The sequence below is a fragment of the Mesorhizobium sp. USDA 4132 genome, from assembly GCF_056279545.1.
In genome coordinates, this window is sequence record NZ_JBWCCP010000001.1 from 2,433,138 (window position 1) to 2,450,329 (window position 17,192).

General features: G+C 62.1%; 19 protein-coding genes. 10 read left to right on the forward strand and 9 right to left on the reverse strand.

From position 1 onward, the window contains the following. Positions 1 to 215 precede the first annotated feature (215 nt). The gene (locus tag ACZ9IU_RS12545) at positions 216 to 905 is read left to right on the forward strand and encodes a MerR family transcriptional regulator (RefSeq protein WP_051899733.1); all 690 of its coding nucleotides are present in this window, start codon (positions 216 to 218) and stop codon (positions 903 to 905) included. A 13-nt stretch (positions 906 to 918) separates the two neighbouring features. On the opposite strand, the gene ACZ9IU_RS12550 is transcribed toward ACZ9IU_RS12545, so the two are convergent. Continuing rightward, positions 919 to 2,043 (reverse strand): ATP-dependent DNA helicase, encoded by a 1,125-nt coding sequence (locus ACZ9IU_RS12550; protein ID WP_038543408.1) that lies wholly within the window; start codon positions 2,041 to 2,043, stop codon positions 919 to 921. 190 nt (positions 2,044 to 2,233) lie between these two features. Between ACZ9IU_RS12550 and ACZ9IU_RS12555 the strand changes: the two genes are divergently transcribed. Genes ACZ9IU_RS12555 through ACZ9IU_RS12565 form a run of 3 tightly spaced genes read left to right on the forward strand, consistent with a single transcriptional unit; the run spans position 2,234 to position 3,952 of the window. After that, a complete protein-coding gene (locus tag ACZ9IU_RS12555; RefSeq protein WP_038543410.1) occupies positions 2,234 to 2,620 on the forward strand; it encodes a COG4315 family predicted lipoprotein in 387 nt (128 codons plus the stop codon). Next, complete coding sequence (locus tag ACZ9IU_RS12560; RefSeq protein WP_038543412.1) at positions 2,604 to 3,164, forward strand: RNA polymerase sigma factor; 561 nt, start codon at positions 2,604 to 2,606, stop codon at positions 3,162 to 3,164. Before ACZ9IU_RS12555 ends, ACZ9IU_RS12560 begins: the two co-directional genes overlap by 17 nt. After that, positions 3,161 to 3,952 carry an anti-sigma factor family protein gene (locus tag ACZ9IU_RS12565; protein WP_038543414.1) on the forward strand — a complete coding sequence of 264 codons (792 nt, stop codon included), beginning with the start codon at positions 3,161 to 3,163 and terminating at the stop codon, positions 3,950 to 3,952. The genes ACZ9IU_RS12560 and ACZ9IU_RS12565 overlap by 4 nt, the downstream gene beginning before the upstream one ends. Before the next feature lie 3 nt (positions 3,953 to 3,955). Here the strand turns inward: ACZ9IU_RS12565 and ACZ9IU_RS12570 are convergent, their stop codons facing one another. Genes ACZ9IU_RS12570 through ACZ9IU_RS12585 form a run of 4 tightly spaced genes read right to left on the reverse strand, consistent with a single transcriptional unit; the run spans position 3,956 to position 6,224 of the window. Continuing rightward, entirely contained in the window at positions 3,956 to 4,327 is a 372-nt protein-coding gene (locus ACZ9IU_RS12570) for a nitrile hydratase accessory protein (protein WP_038543417.1), read from the reverse strand. Beyond that, complete coding sequence (gene nthB / locus ACZ9IU_RS12575; protein ID WP_038543419.1) at positions 4,314 to 4,973, reverse strand: nitrile hydratase subunit beta; 660 nt, start codon at positions 4,971 to 4,973, stop codon at positions 4,314 to 4,316. Before nthB ends, ACZ9IU_RS12570 begins: the two co-directional genes overlap by 14 nt. Then, complete coding sequence (gene nthA, locus ACZ9IU_RS12580) at positions 4,970 to 5,620, reverse strand: nitrile hydratase subunit alpha (protein WP_038543421.1); 651 nt, start codon at positions 5,618 to 5,620, stop codon at positions 4,970 to 4,972. Before nthA ends, nthB begins: the two co-directional genes overlap by 4 nt. 10 nt (positions 5,621 to 5,630) lie before the next feature. After that, positions 5,631 to 6,224 (reverse strand): LysE family translocator, encoded by a 594-nt coding sequence (locus tag ACZ9IU_RS12585; RefSeq protein WP_038543424.1) that lies wholly within the window; start codon positions 6,222 to 6,224, stop codon positions 5,631 to 5,633. A 174-nt stretch (positions 6,225 to 6,398) separates the two neighbouring features. Between ACZ9IU_RS12585 and ACZ9IU_RS12590 the strand changes: the two genes are divergently transcribed. Further along, on the forward strand, positions 6,399 to 7,241 hold the full coding sequence (locus ACZ9IU_RS12590) for an aldo/keto reductase (protein WP_038543426.1): 843 nt from the start codon (positions 6,399 to 6,401) through the stop codon (positions 7,239 to 7,241). A gap of 73 nt (positions 7,242 to 7,314) precedes the next feature. Here the strand turns inward: ACZ9IU_RS12590 and ilvN are convergent, their stop codons facing one another. Both ilvN and ACZ9IU_RS12600 read right to left on the reverse strand, forming a co-directional pair. Next, positions 7,315 to 7,887 carry an acetolactate synthase small subunit gene (gene ilvN / locus ACZ9IU_RS12595; protein ID WP_038543428.1) on the reverse strand — a complete coding sequence of 191 codons (573 nt, stop codon included), beginning with the start codon at positions 7,885 to 7,887 and terminating at the stop codon, positions 7,315 to 7,317. Between the two features lie 50 nt (positions 7,888 to 7,937). Further along, positions 7,938 to 9,731 carry an acetolactate synthase 3 large subunit gene (locus ACZ9IU_RS12600; RefSeq protein ID WP_038549277.1) on the reverse strand — a complete coding sequence of 598 codons (1,794 nt, stop codon included), beginning with the start codon at positions 9,729 to 9,731 and terminating at the stop codon, positions 7,938 to 7,940. A 399-nt stretch (positions 9,732 to 10,130) separates the two neighbouring features. On the opposite strand from ACZ9IU_RS12600, the gene ACZ9IU_RS12605 reads away from it, so the two are divergent. Beyond that, positions 10,131 to 12,248 (forward strand): ATP-binding protein, encoded by a 2,118-nt coding sequence (locus ACZ9IU_RS12605; protein ID WP_038543430.1) that lies wholly within the window; start codon positions 10,131 to 10,133, stop codon positions 12,246 to 12,248. 7 nt (positions 12,249 to 12,255) lie between these two features. Here the strand turns inward: ACZ9IU_RS12605 and miaA are convergent, their stop codons facing one another. Further along, a complete protein-coding gene (miaA, locus tag ACZ9IU_RS12610; protein ID WP_038543432.1) occupies positions 12,256 to 13,146 on the reverse strand; it encodes a tRNA (adenosine(37)-N6)-dimethylallyltransferase MiaA in 891 nt (296 codons plus the stop codon). Here miaA and serB point away from each other — a divergent pair, their 5' ends adjacent. The 4 genes from serB to ACZ9IU_RS12630 are packed head-to-tail and all read left to right on the forward strand — an operon-like array spanning position 13,147 to position 15,354. Continuing rightward, the gene (gene serB / locus ACZ9IU_RS12615) at positions 13,147 to 14,037 is read left to right on the forward strand and encodes a phosphoserine phosphatase SerB (protein ID WP_038543434.1); all 891 of its coding nucleotides are present in this window, start codon (positions 13,147 to 13,149) and stop codon (positions 14,035 to 14,037) included. It abuts the gene before it with no gap. Between the two features lie 49 nt (positions 14,038 to 14,086). Beyond that, positions 14,087 to 14,440, forward strand: a complete 354-nt coding sequence (locus ACZ9IU_RS12620) for a type II toxin-antitoxin system RelE/ParE family toxin (RefSeq protein ID WP_498957254.1) — start codon at positions 14,087 to 14,089, stop codon at positions 14,438 to 14,440. Next, positions 14,437 to 14,748 (forward strand): helix-turn-helix domain-containing protein, encoded by a 312-nt coding sequence (locus ACZ9IU_RS12625; protein WP_051899734.1) that lies wholly within the window; start codon positions 14,437 to 14,439, stop codon positions 14,746 to 14,748. Before ACZ9IU_RS12620 ends, ACZ9IU_RS12625 begins: the two co-directional genes overlap by 4 nt. Positions 14,749 to 14,772: 24 nt before the next feature. Continuing rightward, positions 14,773 to 15,354: a GNAT family N-acetyltransferase gene (locus ACZ9IU_RS12630; protein ID WP_038543436.1), complete on the forward strand. Its 582-nt coding sequence runs from the start codon at positions 14,773 to 14,775 to the stop codon at positions 15,352 to 15,354. Between the two features lie 17 nt (positions 15,355 to 15,371). On the opposite strand, the gene ACZ9IU_RS12635 is transcribed toward ACZ9IU_RS12630, so the two are convergent. Continuing rightward, positions 15,372 to 17,018, reverse strand: a complete 1,647-nt coding sequence (locus tag ACZ9IU_RS12635) for a Do family serine endopeptidase (protein WP_038543438.1) — start codon at positions 17,016 to 17,018, stop codon at positions 15,372 to 15,374. Positions 17,019 to 17,192 lie beyond the last annotated feature (174 nt).

Below are 17,192 nucleotides of genomic sequence, written 5' to 3' on the forward strand. Positions count from 1 at the left end.
ACCATTTCTTAAAGTTTTAGCTAATCTATATCTAACAGAGTTCGCCGGGCAGGCCAAAAGGCGGCGGAATACGGTTTGAACAGCGAATTCTGCCACTCATTTCAATCGGGTCCGCATTTTCAGTACCGAGGTTCCATCCGAGAGGTCCGACGCAATGTCGCAACCTTTAGATGCATATTCGACCACACCGCCGACTTCAGGCGCAAGGGGACTCGATGCGGAGCGATACCATGCAGGCCATGACCGAAAATGCGCCGCCGGCGCGAGCAGCCCATTATTTTCCTCCTCTTCCCCAGGTCTCCCTTCCGTTTGAAATGCCGAGCCAGCCCGTGGCGATCGCCGAAATGGCGGATCTCTTCGGCGTCACCCACCGCACCCTTCACTTCTATGAGGAAAAGGGCCTGATCACCGCCCGCCGCTCCGGCAGCATGCGGGTCTATGACAGGGTCCAGATCCATCGCATGGCGGTCATCAATGCCTGCCGCGAAATCGGCATTCCTGTGGCGGTCATCCAGGAACTGATGGAAGAGCTTGCCAGCGCAACGTCGGAGACGGAAGCCAACGAGATGTTCCACAACATGCTGGCCCGGCGCAAGCGGGAGCTCACCTCCGACATTTCCAATATCCGCCGGCAGATGCAGCAGATCGAAAACCTGCTGGTGGCCGAGGAAGAAGAGCAGGCGCTTGCCAGCCCCAAGCCGATGTCCCTGGTTCTGAGCGACATCGAGAAACGGTGCCTGGGGCTGATGGCCGAAGGTTATTCGGCACCACGGCTCGCCCGCGCGCTCAACCTCGAATTCGAGGACCTGCGCCGGATGGAGGATGACATCATCCAGAAATTCCAGGCCACCAACCGCTTTCAGGCGGTCGCCAAGGCAATGCTGCTCGGTTTCGTGCCGAACTGACCCCGGAGCCGCCTCAGCGAACGATGGTCAGCGTCTCGGCTGCGCGGGTGATCGCAGTATAAAGCCAGCGCTCCCGGCTATCCCGGAAAGCCCAGCTTTCATCGAACAGCACGACATTGTTCCATTGCGACCCCTGAGCCTTATGAACGGTTAGCGCATAACCGTAATCGAACTCGTCGTAACGCTTGCGGGTCGTCCAGGGGATTTCCCCTTCCTGCTCTTCGAACGCCTGTTTCAGAAGCTTGATCTTGGCCGCACCGCGATCCATGTCGTCGTCTTCCGGCCGGATCATCAGGTTGATGCCGGGCTTCACCGTCTCGCGCGACGAACTCATCACTTGCCAGAGCGAACCGTTGAGCAGGCCCTTGGCCGGGTCGTTCCTGAGGCAGACCAGCTTGTCGCCGGATTGCGGATAGTCGGCCGTAAAACCTTTCAGTTCCCGGAGCCGCTGATTGTAGCGCTTGCGGGTCTTGTTGGTGCCGACCAGAACCTGGTCCGCCTCCATCACCAGCGGCTGCGTCACCTCATTGCGGGAGATCACCTTGGCGGTACCGTAGTCGCCATACATGATCTCCTTGCCTTCGCGCACGTCCATCGCCAGCTTGATGATCGGGTTGTCGCGCGCCTGGCGGTGGATATCCGTCAGCAGATAGTCCGGATCCTGTTCGGTGAAGAACCCGCCGCCGGAAACCGGCGGCAGCTGGCCGGGATCGCCGAGCACCAGGATCGGCGTCCCGAAACTCATCAGATCCTTGCCGAGCGCCTCGTCCACCATCGAACATTCATCGATGATGATCAGCGCGGCCTTGGCGACCGGGCTCTGGCGGTTGATCGAGAACATCGGCGAGATCGACGTCTTGCCGGCATCGTCCTCGACCGCCTCCTCGCCGCGCGGCCGGTAGATCAGCGAATGGATGGTTTTCGCGTTTCGCGCCCCGCGCGAACGAAGAACCTGCGCCGCCTTACCGGTGAAGGCTGCGAACAGCACCTCGCCATCGACATTTTCGGCGAAATGTTTGGCAAGCGTGGTCTTGCCGGTGCCCGCATAACCGAACAGCCGAAAGACCTGGCTGCGCCCCTCTTTCAGCCATTGTGAAACGGCCTTGAGGGCCTCGTCCTGTTGCGGTGCAAATTGCATGGCGGGACTTGGCAGGATTCTGCGTCCAAGCGCAACCGAAAAAGAACGAAAGATGAATCAAAGGCCGGGATGAGCGGTTCGATCATCTCCGAAAAAATCTTTGGTCCTCGACGGAATAAATCCGCCCCTGCCGGTGTCTTGACTTCGGTGGCCGATGTGAGGCCGCCATTCAAAACCAGGGAGACGATCCATGAAGACCTTCATTCTCGTGCCTTTCGCGCTCGCCGCGCTCGCCGCGCTGACCTCGGTGGCCTTTGCCGCCGGCCCGTTCAAGACCGTCAAGACCTCGACCAAGGGCGAAGTCCTTGCCGGTGAAAAGGGCATGACGCTCTACACCTTCAAGAACGACAAGCCCGGCACCTCCAATTGCTACGACAAGTGCGCCACCAACTGGCCGCCGGTCATGGCCGCTTCCGATGCGAAGGCTGATGGTGCATACTCCATCGTGACCCGCAAGGACGGGGCCAAGCAGTGGGCGAAGGACGGTATGCCGCTTTATTACTGGGTCAAGGATACCAAGGAAGGCGACACCACCGGTGACGGCGTGAACGGCGTTTGGGATGTCGCAAAGCCCTGATCAATCCACTTCCGGAACGGCGCGTGAGGCACAGGCTCCCGCGCCGCTTTCCTTCGAGACGCAGATCCTAGCCCTCCTGCCCTCGCTCAGGCGCTATTCGCGCAGCCTGACGCGCTCGGACACGGAGAGCGAGGACCTGTTGCAGGATTGCGTCGAGAAGGCGCTGGTCAGCCGCGGCCAATGGCGCGGCGCGAATTTCAAATCCTGGACCTACAGGATCATGACCAATCTTCACCTCAACGCGCGCCGCTCGATCGCGCGGCGTCCGTCCGTTGGCATCGAGGAGGCCGAGAGCTTGGCTGCCAGCACGAGCGCTGACGATTCCTTGGAAAAGAACCGCCTCGTTCAGGCACTGGAAACGCTGCCGAAGGATGCGCGCGCGGTGCTGATGCTGGTGGTCGTCGAAGGTTATGCCTATCAGGAAGTCGCCGAAATGCTCGAAATTCCGGTCGGCACCGTCATGTCGCGTCTGTCGCGGGCGCGCCAGGCTTTGCGGGAAAAAATGCGGGAGGAAAACGTCATACCATTGCGGAGACCACGATGACCGAAGCCGGATCCGGATCCGTATCCGAAGCGGAACTGCACGCCTATGCCGACGGCTTCCTCGACGAGGCCAACCGTGCCCGCGTGCAGAGTTTTCTGGCCGAAAACCCGGACGCCGCGCAGATGGTGGCAGACTGGCAGGAGCAGAACGACGAATTGCGCGCCGTCTTCGCCGGTCACGAACGATCGAAACCGACCGATATCCAGCTTCTCACCGGTGGCCTGGCGCGCACCGGTATCTGGCCGTCCCGCCGCTTGGCTCTGGCAGCCGCCGCAGTTCTGATCTTCGCAGCCGGCGCGCTCGGCGGCCATTATGGCCCGCTTCTGTTCGAACGCCCGGATATCCAGCTTGCCGAGGCCGAAATCCTGCCCCGCGAGGCCCGCAACGCCTTCCTCGTTTATGCAAGCGAAGTGCGCCACCCGGTGGAGGTGTTTGCCAACGAGGAGACGCATCTTGCGAACTGGCTCGGCAAGCGGCTGTCGATTGCCAATCTCAAGGTTCCGAACCTTCAACCGATGGGCTTCAAGCTGGTCGGCGGCCGCCTGCTGCCGGTCGGCGGCAAGCCGGGCGCGCTGTTCATGTACGAGGACCAGACGGGCCAGCGCCTGACCGTGCTCGTCGGCCGCAACAAGGAAAACCGCTCCACCAGTTTTCGCTTCGCCTCCGCCAGCACGGTCGAGACCTTCTACTGGATCGACGGCGAGCTCGGATACGCCGTCACCGGCGAAATCTCCCGCGATATGCTGCGCCGGGTCGCCGAGGAATGTTACCGCCAGTTTCCGAGCTGATCTTCAGCGCAGCGGATCGTTGGCAAGCTCGATCGGCCGGCCATGCGGCGTCGCCTCGGCGGCCCGCTGCCAGCTCTGCTGCAGGCTCAGGATCGTTTCGCTGTCCGCGACGCCCTTACCGACCAGCAGCCCGGAGAGTGCCGCCACCCAGCAGTCGAAATAGTCGCTGCCGTCATCGGCCCGACCGGGCTTGTGGACCTCGCCTGAAAGCGCTTCGGCCCATTCGCTCCAGCTGAATAGGCAGCGCTCGTGCAGATGCACCGTCATCGCGAAAGCTTCCGCGGCCCAGGGCTCCGGAAACACCGGATCACCCGCTGGTGACTTCGGCAATCCGGGCGACTGCGCCAACGCCGATCGGATTTCACACGCGCTCAAGATAGCTCTCCCAGGCATCGATCGAGACCGTCAGCGTCGGGTCGGCGCCCTCGCCCCAGATTTCTGGCCCGTCGAACACGACCGTATAGACCCATTGCGGGTTCTCGCCCTTGCCATGCGCATTGTCGTCCGGAAACACAAAGGAGCCCTGGACTGCCTCGACGACACCGGTCTTGGCGCGGGCATAACGCGGCAGCCGTGTATGTGTCTCGGGATTGAAATTGCGGGTCCGCACCCGGTCGCCCGGCTGGAACTGTGGTTCCGTCTCAACCGGGCGGTCGCAAGGTCCGCCCTTGGCAAGCACGCCCGCCACCATATCCGCCGTCAGGATACGCTTCGGCGTCGCCGGCTCTGCCTGCTTGCGACCCGCATCGATTTCCGCTCGCCCCGCAAACCCATGGCGTTCGAGCAACACTTCCAGCGCCCGCATCCAGATCTCGTAATAACTCGCGCCCAGATACTCCGCCGGCGGAATTTTTTCGCGCGCGTGCCGGCTTTCGTCGATGGTCCAGCCGCCGAGAGCACCACCGGACAGCGTCAGCCCCAGCGCCCGCTTCTCCCACTCGGCATGGAAATACGGCTCGTCCTTTTCCGGCGCCACCGGCCCGAAACCCATCTGCCCGCCGAGATCATGTGGCCCGTTCATGACCGCGGCCCCGCAATCGCCGTGCCGATCATCGCATCGCGGCTGACGAGATCGGCAAGCGCCTCCTCGCCGAGACCCTCCGTGCCTTCCGGCCGTTCGGGGATCACCAGATACCGCAGTTCCGCCGTGGAATCCCAGACGCGGATCTTCTTGTCCTCCGGCAGCGTCAGCCCAAATTCCGCAAGCACGCCGCGCGGATCGATGACCGCCCGCGAGCGATAGGCCGGCGCCTTGTACCAGACCGGCGGTAGGCCCAGCACCGCCCACGGGTAACAGGAGCAGAGCGTGCAGACGACGAGGTTGTGCGTCTCCGGCGTATTGAACACCGCCCGCATATGCTCGCCCTGCCGACCGGTGTAACCGAGGCTCGCGATTGCCGAGGTCGCATCCGTTCTCAGCCATTCGGCGAAATCCGGATCGCTCCAGGCCTTGGCGACCACCCTGGCGCCGTTGCGCGGGCCGATCTTCGTCTCATAGGTATCGACGATCACATCGATCGCCTTCGGATCGATCAGCCCCTTTTCGGTCAGCACCGTCTCCAGTGCTTTCACCCGCGCCTGCATGTCGCTGTAGCGGTTGTCGTGCCCATGATGGTGGTCATGCCCATGGTCGTGGTCGTGATCGTGGTCGTGATGATCTGCGGACATGGTTGTCTCCTCACTTCAGCATTGGCCAGAGACTGGCGACAAGCAAGAGTGCCATGGTGATGTTGAACCATTTCAGCCGCGCCGGCACCGACAGCCATTCGCGCAGCGCCGAACCGAAGCCGGCCCAGGTCGAAACGCTCGGCACGTTGACCGCGGCGAACGCCAGCCCGACGAGCATCACGGTCGGCAGGTAATAGTCCGGGTTCGTATAGGTCGCCATGGCGGTGACCGCCATGACCCAGGCCTTCGGATTGACCCATTGGAACGCCGCCGCGCCAATAAACGTCATTGGTGCGGCACCCGTCTTGCCATCCGACAGGCTGCGTGACGTGCCGATCTTCCAGGCGACCCAGAGCAGATAGGCGCCGCCGGCGAATTTCAGGGTCGTATAGACGACCGGCACCGAATGCAGCAGCGCGCCGAGGCCAAGGCCGACCGCGATCAGCAGCAACAGAAAACCGATACCGATGCCGAGCATATGGGGAATTGTCCGCGTAAAGCCGAAATTTACGCCCGATGCGAACAGCATCATGTTGTTCGGCCCCGGCGTGATCGAGGTGGTGAAGGCGAACAGGACGAGGGCCAGAAAGGTCTCCAGCGACATATTTTCTCCTAACGCCAATCCGCCCCGGTTATCTCGACCATCTCGTTTCCCGGATGGCCTGCCTTCCGGTGATAGGATCGTTGGCGGCGATCTTCAAGCGGAACTTGGCAACTTCAATCGACGCCATATTTCGATAAGATACCCATCTCCAGAAGCAACTGACCGAGGCCTTTCATGTCCGACATTCCGACAGTCACCCTGCCCTCCGGCATTTCGGTCCCGGCACTCGGCCTCGGCACATGGCAGATGGGCGAGGACGGCCGTAAGGCCGAGGTAGAGATCGAGAGCCTGAAGCGAGGCCTTGATCTTGGCCTGACGCTGATCGACACGGCAGAAATGTATGGCGAGGGCGGTGCCGAGAAGATCACGGCACAAGCGATCGCCGGCCGGCGGGATCAGGTGTTTCTGGTCAGCAAGGTCTATCCCTGGAACGCCAGCCGCAAAGGCGTCGTCGAGGCCTGCGAACGCAGCCTCGACCGGCTGAAGACCGACCGGCTCGACCTCTATCTCCTGCATTGGCGCGGCGAACATCCGCTGACCGAAACCGTCGCCGGCTTCGAGGAACTGCGCCGGGCCGGCAAGATCGGCGCCTGGGGCGTCTCCAATTTCGATCTCGATGACATGCAGGAACTGATGGAGGTGCCGGATGGCGGAAACTGCGCCGCAAACCAGGTGCTCTACAATCTCTCCCGCCGCGGCATCGAATACGATCTTCTGCCCTGGTGCCAGGAGCGCGGCATTCCGGTCATGGCCTATTCGCCGATCGAACAGGGCCGGCTTGCCAGAAGCGGCGAACTGATCCGCATCGCCAAGGCCTATCAGGCGACGCCGGCACAGGTGGCACTCGCCTTCCTCTTGGAACGCGACGGCGTCATCGCCATCCCGAAATCCGCCAATCCGGACCGCGTCGCGGAAAATGCCGAGGCGGTCGACCTGGATCTCAGCGAGGCGGACTGGACAACCCTCGACGCCACCTTCCCGCCACCGTCGCGCAAGGCGCCGTTGGCGATGATCTAGCGGAGATCGGGCGTTCGACGTTTCGCCATCAGCATGTCGAACGCCCGCAAGACATCGCTCTCCGCCCGACCCGTTACATCCCCTGCGGACCGCGGTTCATCGCCGCGATCCCGGTGCGGCAGACTTCAACCAGGCCAAGCGGCTTCATGATCGCCACGAACTGGTCGATCTTCGAGGATTTGCCGGTGATTTCCAGGATGAAATGCTCGACGGTCGCGTCGACGACCTTGGCGTGAAAGGCATCTGCAAGCCGCAGCGTCTCGGCGCGGTGGTCACCTTGGCCGACAACCTTGACCAGCGCCACCTCGCGCTCGATTGGCCGTTCCTGGCCGAGTGCATAGGCACGAACCGTCAGGTCGACGACCCGGTGCACAGGCACGATGCGTTCGAGCTGCGCCTTGATCTGTTCGAGCACCGTCGGGGTGCCGCGTGTGACGATCGTAATGCGGGATAGATGAGCTTCATGTTCCGTTTCCGAAACCGTCAGGCTCTCGATATTGTAGCCGCGGCCGGAAAACAGGCCGATCACCCGTGCGAGAACACCGGGTTCGTTGGCGACGAGAACCGAAAGCGTGTGGCTCTCGGCCTTCGCGGTCTCGGGGGCGATGAAGTAGGCGGAGCCGGTCGGTTGCTGATGCGCATTCATTATCTTAAGTCCATTTCCTCAGAAATTTGTTGAAGGATGTGCCGCCCGTCTCAGACGAGCTGGCGACCCTTGGCATCGATGGCATTGGCAACCGCTTCGTCGGTGGCTTCGTCCGGCAGCAGCATCTCGTTATGTGCCTTGCCCGAAGGGATCATCGGGAAGCAGTTGGCGAGATTGGCGACGCGGCAATCGAAGATCACCGGCTTCTTGACCGCGATCATCTCTTCGATCTTGTCGTCGAGCTCTCTCGGGTCGTCGCAGTAGATGCCGACGGCGCCATAGGCTTCCGCAAGCTTGACGAAGTCCGGCATCGCTTCCGTATAGGAGTTCGACAAGCGGTTGCCGTGCAGCAGCTGCTGCCACTGACGGACCATGCCCATGTACTGGTTGTTCAGAATAAAGATCTTGACCGGCAGGTTATGCTGGATGGCACAGGACATTTCCTGGATGCACATCTGGATCGACGCGTCGCCGGCAACGTCGATGACGAGGGCGTCCGGATGCGCCACCTGAACGCCTATCGCCGCCGGCAGGCCGTAACCCATGGTGCCGAGGCCGCCCGAGGTCATCCAGCGGTTCGGCTCCTCGAACTCGAGGAACTGTGCCGCCCACATCTGGTGCTGGCCGACTTCCGTGGTGATGTAGGTGTCATGCCCCCTGGTTGCCTCGAAAAGGCGCTGCAGCGCATATTGCGGCATGATGACATCGTTGGAATGCTTGTAGGAAAAGCTCTTGCGAGCCCGCCAGCGGTCGATCTGGCTCCACCATTCCTCGGTCTGCCCCTTGGCCGGCTTCTTCGGCAAGGCGCGCCACAGGCGTATCATGTCTGCGAGAACGCGGCCGACATCGCCGAGGATCGGAATGTCGACATGCACGTTCTTGTTGATCGAGGACGGATCGATATCGATATGGACCTTGCGCGAATTCGGCGAGAACGCGTTGAGGCGGCCGGTAATACGGTCGTCGAAACGGGCGCCGATGCAGACCATGACGTCGCAGTCATGCATCGCCATGTTCGCCTCGTAGGAGCCGTGCATGCCGAGCATGCCGAGCCAGTTCTTTCCGGAAGCCGGATAGGTACCGAGCCCCATCAGCGTCGAAGTGATCGGGAAATCGCTGAGCTCGACCAGCTCGCGCAGCAGCCGCGAGGCCTCCGGGCCGGAATTGACGACGCCGCCGCCGGTATAGAGAATCGGCCGGCGCGCCGAGGCCATCAGCTCGATGGCCGCCTGGATGGCATTGATGTCGCCCTGGGTGCGCGGTTGATAACTGGTGTTCTGGGCGATCTCCGGCTTCGGCGTATAGGTGCCGGTCGCAAACTGGACGTCCTTCGGGATATCGACGACGACCGGGCCCGGCCGGCCGGTCTGGGCGATGCGGAAAGCCTCGTGGATGATGCCGGCCAGGTCGTTGACGTCCTTGACCAGCCAGTTGTGCTTGGTGCAGGGCCGGGTGATGCCGACGGTGTCGCATTCCTGGAAGGCGTCCGAGCCGATCAGCGTCGTCGGGACCTGCCCGGACAGGCAGACCAGCGGAACCGAATCCATCAGGGCATCCTGCAGCGGAGTGACTGCATTGGTGGCGCCTGGACCGGAGGTCACCAGCATGACCCCGACCTTGCCGGTTGAGCGGGCATAACCTTCGGCCGCATGGCCGGCGCCCTGCTCGTGGCGAACGAGAATGTGCTGAATGTCGTCCTGCTGGAAGATCTCGTCATAGATCGGCAGGACGGCGCCGCCCGGATATCCGAAGATATGCTCGACGCCATTGTCCTTCAGAGCCCTCAGGACGATCTCCGCACCAGTCATCCGGTTATCTGGCGTCTGATTATTTGTATCCGTCATTGTCTTGGTCCATTCGCTGCTGGATTTTTTACCGGCGGCTCCTCCGAGCCGGATTGAAGGCATAAAAAAAGGCCCCTTGGAGGAGCCTGTCTTTCCGCGCATGGGTGGCTGTCGCCGGACGGTTACACCGTCCTGCCCATGCGCGTTCCCACCACAATAAGAGCGATCGAGATCTTCATGGCGCGAAGTGTTAGCCAGATAAATGTCGTTCGTCAACGTGGGCATGCGCCAAAAATCGTCATCAGTTTGATTTTGCTGCTCCGTTTCCACGCATTCGGCCGCGCGCTTTCCTATACGAGTTGTTAAGGCCGGCACAATATACTCCTCCTGTTTGGAGGGTGTCGACCCGACGGACGAGCCCTGATCTGATCCGCCACCCCCAATGATAGGGGCCAGAGTTTGTTGAACAACGATCTGCAACGTTCCGCATCTGCAGGAGAGCAGGATCGTCGCGACATCCAGAGACCCGGCAACCGCATGCTTGGCCGCGTCGTCGCCTGCACCGGCTCGCACGCCACCATTTCCGCCGTTGCCGAACACGGCGAGACCGATCTTACCGAACTGTGGTCCGTCGGCCGGCTGATCTCCATCAGCGTCGGCGAAAACCGTGTCGTGGCGCTCGCCTATGCAATGCAGACCGGCGGCAAGGAGTGGAGCGAAAACGGCAACACCAGTTTCCACATCGAGGCCGAGCTGCTCGGCGAGGTGCGCAAGGGACCTGATGGTCGCGACGAGTTCACCGGCGGCATCTCGTGTTATCCCTATCTCGGCGCGGTGGCGCACCGCATTCGTGCCGCCGACCTTTCCCGCATTTATGATACCGGCAAGAACGAAACCTGCGTGGTCGGCAAGCTGACGCAGGACGACACGATCGACGCGACGATCCATATCCCGTCGATGCTGTCGAAACATTTCGCCATCGTCGGCTCGACCGGCGTCGGCAAGTCGACCGCCGTCTCCCTGCTCCTCCACAAGGCGATCGAGACCGACCCGAAGCTGCGCGTCCTCATTCTCGATCCGCACAACGAATTTGCCGCAGCCTTTCCGGATCACGCGGTCGTCATCGATACCGAAACGCTCGACCTGCCCTTCTGGCTGATGCGGCTCGAAGAGTTTTCCGAAGTGGTTTTTCGCGGCCGTCCGGCCGTGGCGGAAGAACTGGACATCCTGCGCGACCTCATCCCCGAGGCGAAACGCGCCTTCCGCGGCAACGAGACGTCGCTGATGCGTCGCTCGACGGAAAAAAGCTCGGTCACTGCCGATACGCCGGTTCCCTACCGTATGGCGGACCTGCTGGCCCTGATCGACGAACGGATCGGCCGCCTCGAAGGCCGCGGCGAAAAGCCCTTCCTGCGGTCGTTGAAGATGCGCATCCTGTCGGCGATCAACGACCCGCGCTATCACTTCATGTTCTCCAACAATACGATCAACGACACGATCATGGAGACGATCGCCTATATCTTCCGCATTCCCGGCGACGACCGGCCGATCTCGACCTTCCAGCTTGCCGGCATTCCCTCTGAAGTCGTCAATTCCATCGCCTCGGTCCTCTGCCGCATGGCGTTCGAACTGGCGCTCTGGAGCAATGGCGCCATCCACATGCTCGTCGTTTGCGAAGAAGCCCACCGTTATGTGCCGGCCGACCGAGAACTCGGTTTCTTCCCGACAAGGCAGGCCATCTCGCGTATCGCCAAGGAAGGCCGCAAATACGGCGTCTCGCTCGGCGTTATCACCCAGCGTCCCGGCGAACTCGACCAGACGATCCTGTCGCAGTGCTCGACCGTATTCGCGATGCGGCTGTCCAACGACCGCGACCAGGAAATCATCAAGTCGGCGATCCCGAATTCGTCGATTTCGACGACCAGTTTTCTGTCGTCGATCGGCAATGGCGAGGCGATCGCTTTCGGCGAGGCGATCTCCGTGCCGATGCGCATGCGGTTTTCCCGCGTCGAAAAGAAATACCTGCCCAAGGCCAATGGCGTCGCCGACAAGGGTACGGAGGACACGCCGGATACGGTCGACCTGCGCACCGTGATCGCCCGCATGCGCGCCGTCAGCGGCCCGGATATTTCCGCCTTCCAGCAAAGCTACGCCACGGCAACGGCGCCCTTCCCGGAAGGCGCTTCCGATACCGAGGAGGACGCCGATGACGATTTCCCGCCGGCAGGCGATGCCGAACTCGATCGCTGGAACCGGGAGATCCGCTCGACCGGCCATGTGACGATCAACCCGACACCGCCCATGGCGACCAACCCGCAGCTGGAACCCTATCGGCCGGAAATGCTGCCGCGTGCGGCGGCACCCGAACAACCCTTAGCGCCCCGACCCGACCGTTTCGCAGACCTGCGCCGCGACCGTCCGCCTGAGCCGCCGCCCTACCAACCCGCACCTCCGACATTCCAACGTCCGCCGGCACCCGAAGGCGCGCCGCGCCCGAACCCGCTGCTCCGGCGCGAAGGATCGCTGCGCGAAAGCCTGCTGAAGAAACCGCTGAGCAGCCTTTACGACAAGGACTGAGCCGGTCTCAGGCCAATCGCTCCCAGCTTTCGTCCATCTGGTTGCGAAACCAGGTCATCTGCCGCTTGGCATATTGACGGGTCAGTGCCGAGCTGCGTTCGATAACCTCTTCCCGGCTCATACGGCCCTCCAGCATCTCGGCGATCTGCGCAACGCCGATCGCCTTCATGACAGGCAGGTCGGGTGTGGGACCGAGTGCCAGCAGCGCCCTCACCTCATCCACGGCCCCGGTCTCCAGCATTGTCTCGAAACGGCGGTTGATCCGTTCGTGCAGCAGCTTTCTGTCTGGCAGGACGACAAGCTTCTTCGCCCTCGAAGGGTCGATCACCATCGGCCCCTGCCTGCCCTGAAACTCGGCGATGGAGCGGCCGGTCTCCGCCAGAACCTCCAGCGCTCTCACGATCCGCTGTCCGTCCTTCGGCTCCAGGCTCGCCGCTACCGTCGCATCGCGTGCCGAAAGCTCCGCATGCAGCGCTTCCGGTCCTTCCTCCTTGAGACGCAGGCGCACTTCACAGCGAACATCCTGCGAGATTTCCGGCATGTCGGACAGGCCGCCGGTGAGCGCCTTGAAATAAAGCCCCGTGCCGCCGACGAAGACCGGCAGCCGGCCCTCGCGCTTCAGTTCCGGTAGAAGCGCTGTCACGTCCCTCAGCCACTCGCCGGTGGAATAGGCCCTCGTCGCCGGCACATGCCCGTAGAGCAGGTGCGGCACGCCCTCCATCTCGCCCTCCGCCGGTCGCGCCGTCAGAATCCGCAGCGTGTCGTAGACCTGCATGCTATCGGCATTGATCACCACGCCGTTTTTCTCGCGCGCCAGGCGCAATGCAAGCGCCGACTTGCCGCTGGCCGTCGGCCCGGTTATCAGGATCGCATCAAAATTGTCGATAAGGTCGCTCATATGGCTTTCGTTGCCACGCTCATTGCCCATCCGTCAAATCCAGTTCTCACGCAAAAGCTCGGAGAACAAGCAGCGGAGGCAGTGAAAGCCTCGGGCCTCTACTGGCTGGCGGATGGTATCGCCTGCGATATCGTGCTGCGCGACGGAACCGACCCGCAGATAGCCGAGGCCGATCTGAGGGCTCTCATTGGCAGCGCACCCATCGATCTCGTTATCCAGGCTGCGGATACGCGTCGCAAGAAATTCCTGATCGCCGACATGGATTCGACCATGATCGGCCAGGAATGCATAGACGAGCTCGCCGATGTCGTGGGGCTGAAGGACAAGGTCGCGACGATCACCGCCCGCGCCATGAACGGCGAGATCGCTTTCGAACCCGCGCTTCGCGAGCGCGTCGCACTTCTGAAGGGCCTGCCGATCACCGTCGTCGACGACGTCATCGCCAAGCGCATTACGCTGACATCAGGCGGGCCGGAACTGATCGCCACCATGAAGGCCAAAGGCAATTACGCCGCCCTCGTGTCGGGCGGCTTTACCGTCTTTACCAGCCGCATCGCCGCGACCCTCGGCTTCGACGAGAACCGCGCCAACATCCTCCTCGAAAACGACGGCATTCTCACCGGTGAGGTTGCCGAACCCATCCTCGGCAAGCAGGCCAAGATCGACGCGCTCCTTGCCATCGCGGAAAAGCTCGGCATCTCGCCGGAAGACACGATCGCCGTCGGCGACGGCGCCAACGATCTCGGCATGCTCGACATCGCCGGTTCCGGCGTCGCGCTGCACGCCAAGCCCACCGTTGCCGCCCAGGCCAAGATGCGCATCGACCACGGCGACTTAACCGCCCTGCTCTACATCCAGGGTTATCGCAGGACGGATTTCATCGTCACCTAGACACAACCTAAGCGATTGACGAAGTGCAGTTCGCATCGCATCATACGCATTGAAAATCATTGCAAAAATGGTATATTCAATGCGTTGGAAAATGGAATTTCTGAACGATCGCATCAGGATCGAGCTAGAGGCGTTTCCCACCGATATTGTTGCCAGTTTTCTCCGCATCGTAAAGCTGATCGAGCTGGAAGGACCCGCCAAGGTGCACGAGCCCTATGTGAAGCACCTTGAAGGGCCGATCTGGGAAATGCGGATGCGCGGCCGAGACGGGATAGCCCGGGCAGCTTATGTAACGGCTTCAGGTCATCGGATCGTGGTCTTGCATGTCTTTCAGAAGAAGACGCAGAAAACGCCCAGACGCGAAATTGAGATCGCGCTCAGACGGGCAAAGGATGTGAGATGAACAAGAAGAGCCTTCTGGTAAGCGAGGCAGCGAAGGAATGGTTCAAGGACCCCGAATTCGTCGCAGCCTATGATGCGCTCGAAGAGGAGTTTGCCCTCGCGGAGGCCTTGATCAAGGCACGCGCCCAGGCCTCCATGACGCAGGAAGACGTCGCCAGGGCCATGGGCACGACTCAGGCCGCCATCGCCCGGCTGGAGAGTGGTCGTTCCATGCCCTCGACCCGCACCCTGCAACGGTTCGCCGATGCGACGGGCACAAAGCTCCGCATCAGTTTCCAGAAGCCAAAATCCTCTTCGAGAGCGTCATAACGCAGGCTGACCGTGCATCGTCCGATGATCATCCTCGAAACCGAACGCCTGCGCCTCAGGAGCTGGATCGACAGCGACCGTGATCTCTTTCGAGAGATCAATTCCGATCCGAAGGTGATGGAGTTTTTTCCGTTCCGCCGCACCCATGAAGAGGCGGATGCATTTCTCGCCAGGCTCAACGACACGATCACCGAGACGGGGCTCGGTTTCTACGCGCTGGAACTGAAGGAAACACAGGAGCCCATGGGTTTCTGCGGCCTGTCCCTTGCCAACATGCCGGATATCTTTCCGCTGGAAACGGTGGAGATCGGCTGGCGGCTGGCGACCCGGTTCTGGGGCAACGGTTATGCCACGGAGGCAGCACGCGCCCTGCTCGACTTCGCTTTCGGGGAAAAGCATCTCAACGCAGTCGTCTCCTTTGCAGTCGGCGAAAACAGGCGATCGACCGCGGTGATGAAACGGCTCGGCCTGCACCGCATCACCGGCATGGATTTCGACCATCCGCGGGTGCCGGATACGCACCCGCATCTGAAACCGCATGTGGTTTATGCGGTCACGCGCGACGAATGGCAACGGCAGAAGGCGGCTGCGGAACGCACCCGCTGACCGCTCTGCTCTTGAGCTTACTCCAGCGGCAGCGCCACGAAGCGCAGGTTGCCGGAAGGATCCGAAACCATCACATGCGCGTTGCGGCGGCCTTCGGACTTCAGCACGGCGATCCGCTTGACGACGTCGGCCGGGCTTTCGACAAAATCCTGCGCCACCTCGACCACGACCTCGCCGACCTTCAGCCCCTTCTGGGCGGCGGGCGAGTTCGGCGCGACGGCCGTGATCACCACGCCCTCGACGCTTTCGACAATGCTGAAGCTCTTGCGGCGATCCTCGTCGAGCACGGCGAGCGTCATGCCGAAGGCTGCGGCAGGGTCCCGGCTGAGCTCGCCCTTCTGGTCGCCGGGCGCATTGTTGTTGGGCGCCTTGTTCTGGCCCTGGCCTTCCGGCAGGGCCGGCTGATCGTCTTCCTCCTGCGGCTCGGCACTGTCTTCGAGGCGCCCGAGCGTCACCTTGACGGTCTGCTGCTTGCCGTCGCGCAGGATCACCACGTCGACTTCCTTGCTGACCGGGCTTTCCGCCACGATGCGCGGCAGGTCGCGCATCTCGTTGACCGCCTGGCCGTCGAAGCTCAGGATCACGTCGCCGGCCTTGATCTCGCCGTTCTTGATCGGCCCGCCGCTGACCACGCCCGACACCAGCGCGCCACGTGCCCGGTCGAGACCAAGGCTTGCCGCAACGTCGTCGGTCACCGGCTGGATGCGCACGCCGAGCCAGCCGCGACGCGTCTCGCCGAATTCGGTCAGCTGGTGCACGACATTTTCGGCGAGTTCCGTCGGCACGGCGAAACCAATGCCGATCGAACCGCCGGAGGGTGAAATGATCGCCGTGTTGATACCGATCACCTCGCCGCGCATGTTGAACAGCGGGCCACCGGAATTGCCCTTGTTGATCGCCGCATCCGTCTGGATGAAGTTGTCATAGGGGCCGGCATTGATGTTGCGCCCACGCGCCGAGATGATGCCCAGTGTCACGGACCCGCCGAGGCCGAACGGGTTGCCGATCGCCATCACCCAGTCGCCGATCCTCATGCGGCGGGAATCGCCGAAACGCACTGCCTTCAGCGGCGCCTTGGGCTCGACCTTCAGCACCGAAAGGTCGGTCTTGGTGTCAGTGCCGACCAGCCTGGCCTTGAGCTTCGTGCCGTTCGGAAAAATCACCTCGATGTCGTCGGCACCTTCGATGACGTGGTTGTTGGTGACCACGTAGCCGGAAGGGTCGATCACGAAGCCGGAGCCGAGGGAAGAAACCTTCTGATTGCCGTTCTGCTTGCCCTGGCCATCGAAGAAGTCCTCGAAGAACTCCTGGAAAGGCGAGCCCTCCTGGATCTGTGGCTGTGGGCCGGCCCCCTGGTCCTTGACGCTCTGCGATGTCGAGATGTTGACGACGGCATCGAGCAGACCTTCGGCGAGATCAGCGATCGAACCCGGGCCGCCGCCTGCCATCGGCGCTGGAGCCGGAGGCGGATTGATGCTCGGCGACGGTGTCGGCGGGGCCGGCAGCATGACGCCGGGAGAACCGGCGGCCGGCGGATTTGCATTCTGCCCCGGAGCGGCAGGGACCGGCGTCTGGGCAATCGCCTGCAAGGGTGCCGCCAGGACGGCAAAAGTTGCCGCAAGCGTGACGGTGCGCTTGAAGGTCGATCGAACCGAATGGGCCATCTGGCGTCCTCGCTGTTGGATTGTCCGCATCACCCCGGAAGAGCGGTCTCGACCCGGGCAGGCTATAGGAACCTTTGAATCGGGCGGAGTTTCGACAGAGCATAAGGCGGAATGGCGACGGTGGAAATTACCTTTTCGTGAGGATTGTGTCCTCTACCCGTCACGCCTGTGGAT

Bases quoted from the DNA above. Each gene is read 5' to 3' on its own strand.
- ACZ9IU_RS12545 (WP_051899733.1), top strand. From the start codon at position 216: ATGCGGAGCGATACCATGCAGGCCATGACCGAAAATGCGCCGCCGGCG.
- ACZ9IU_RS12550 (WP_038543408.1), bottom strand. From the start codon at position 2,043: ATGCAATTTGCACCGCAACAGGACGAGGCCCTCAAGGCCGTTTCACAA.
- ACZ9IU_RS12555 (WP_038543410.1), top strand. From the start codon at position 2,234: ATGAAGACCTTCATTCTCGTGCCTTTCGCGCTCGCCGCGCTCGCCGCG.
- ACZ9IU_RS12560 (WP_038543412.1), top strand. From the start codon at position 2,604: ATGTCGCAAAGCCCTGATCAATCCACTTCCGGAACGGCGCGTGAGGCA.
- ACZ9IU_RS12565 (WP_038543414.1), top strand. From the start codon at position 3,161: ATGACCGAAGCCGGATCCGGATCCGTATCCGAAGCGGAACTGCACGCC.
- nthB (WP_038543419.1), bottom strand. From the start codon at position 4,973: ATGAACGGGCCACATGATCTCGGCGGGCAGATGGGTTTCGGGCCGGTG.
- nthA (WP_038543421.1), bottom strand. From the start codon at position 5,620: ATGTCCGCAGATCATCACGACCACGATCACGACCACGACCATGGGCAT.
- ACZ9IU_RS12585 (WP_038543424.1), bottom strand. From the start codon at position 6,224: ATGTCGCTGGAGACCTTTCTGGCCCTCGTCCTGTTCGCCTTCACCACC.
- ACZ9IU_RS12590 (WP_038543426.1), top strand. From the start codon at position 6,399: ATGTCCGACATTCCGACAGTCACCCTGCCCTCCGGCATTTCGGTCCCG.
- ilvN (WP_038543428.1), bottom strand. From the start codon at position 7,887: ATGAATGCGCATCAGCAACCGACCGGCTCCGCCTACTTCATCGCCCCC.
- ACZ9IU_RS12600 (WP_038549277.1), bottom strand. From the start codon at position 9,731: ATGACGGATACAAATAATCAGACGCCAGATAACCGGATGACTGGTGCG.
- miaA (WP_038543432.1), bottom strand. From the start codon at position 13,146: ATGAGCGACCTTATCGACAATTTTGATGCGATCCTGATAACCGGGCCG.
- serB (WP_038543434.1), top strand. From the start codon at position 13,147: ATGGCTTTCGTTGCCACGCTCATTGCCCATCCGTCAAATCCAGTTCTC.
- ACZ9IU_RS12625 (WP_051899734.1), top strand. From the start codon at position 14,437: ATGAACAAGAAGAGCCTTCTGGTAAGCGAGGCAGCGAAGGAATGGTTC.
- ACZ9IU_RS12630 (WP_038543436.1), top strand. From the start codon at position 14,773: ATGATCATCCTCGAAACCGAACGCCTGCGCCTCAGGAGCTGGATCGAC.
- ACZ9IU_RS12635 (WP_038543438.1), bottom strand. From the start codon at position 17,018: ATGGCCCATTCGGTTCGATCGACCTTCAAGCGCACCGTCACGCTTGCG.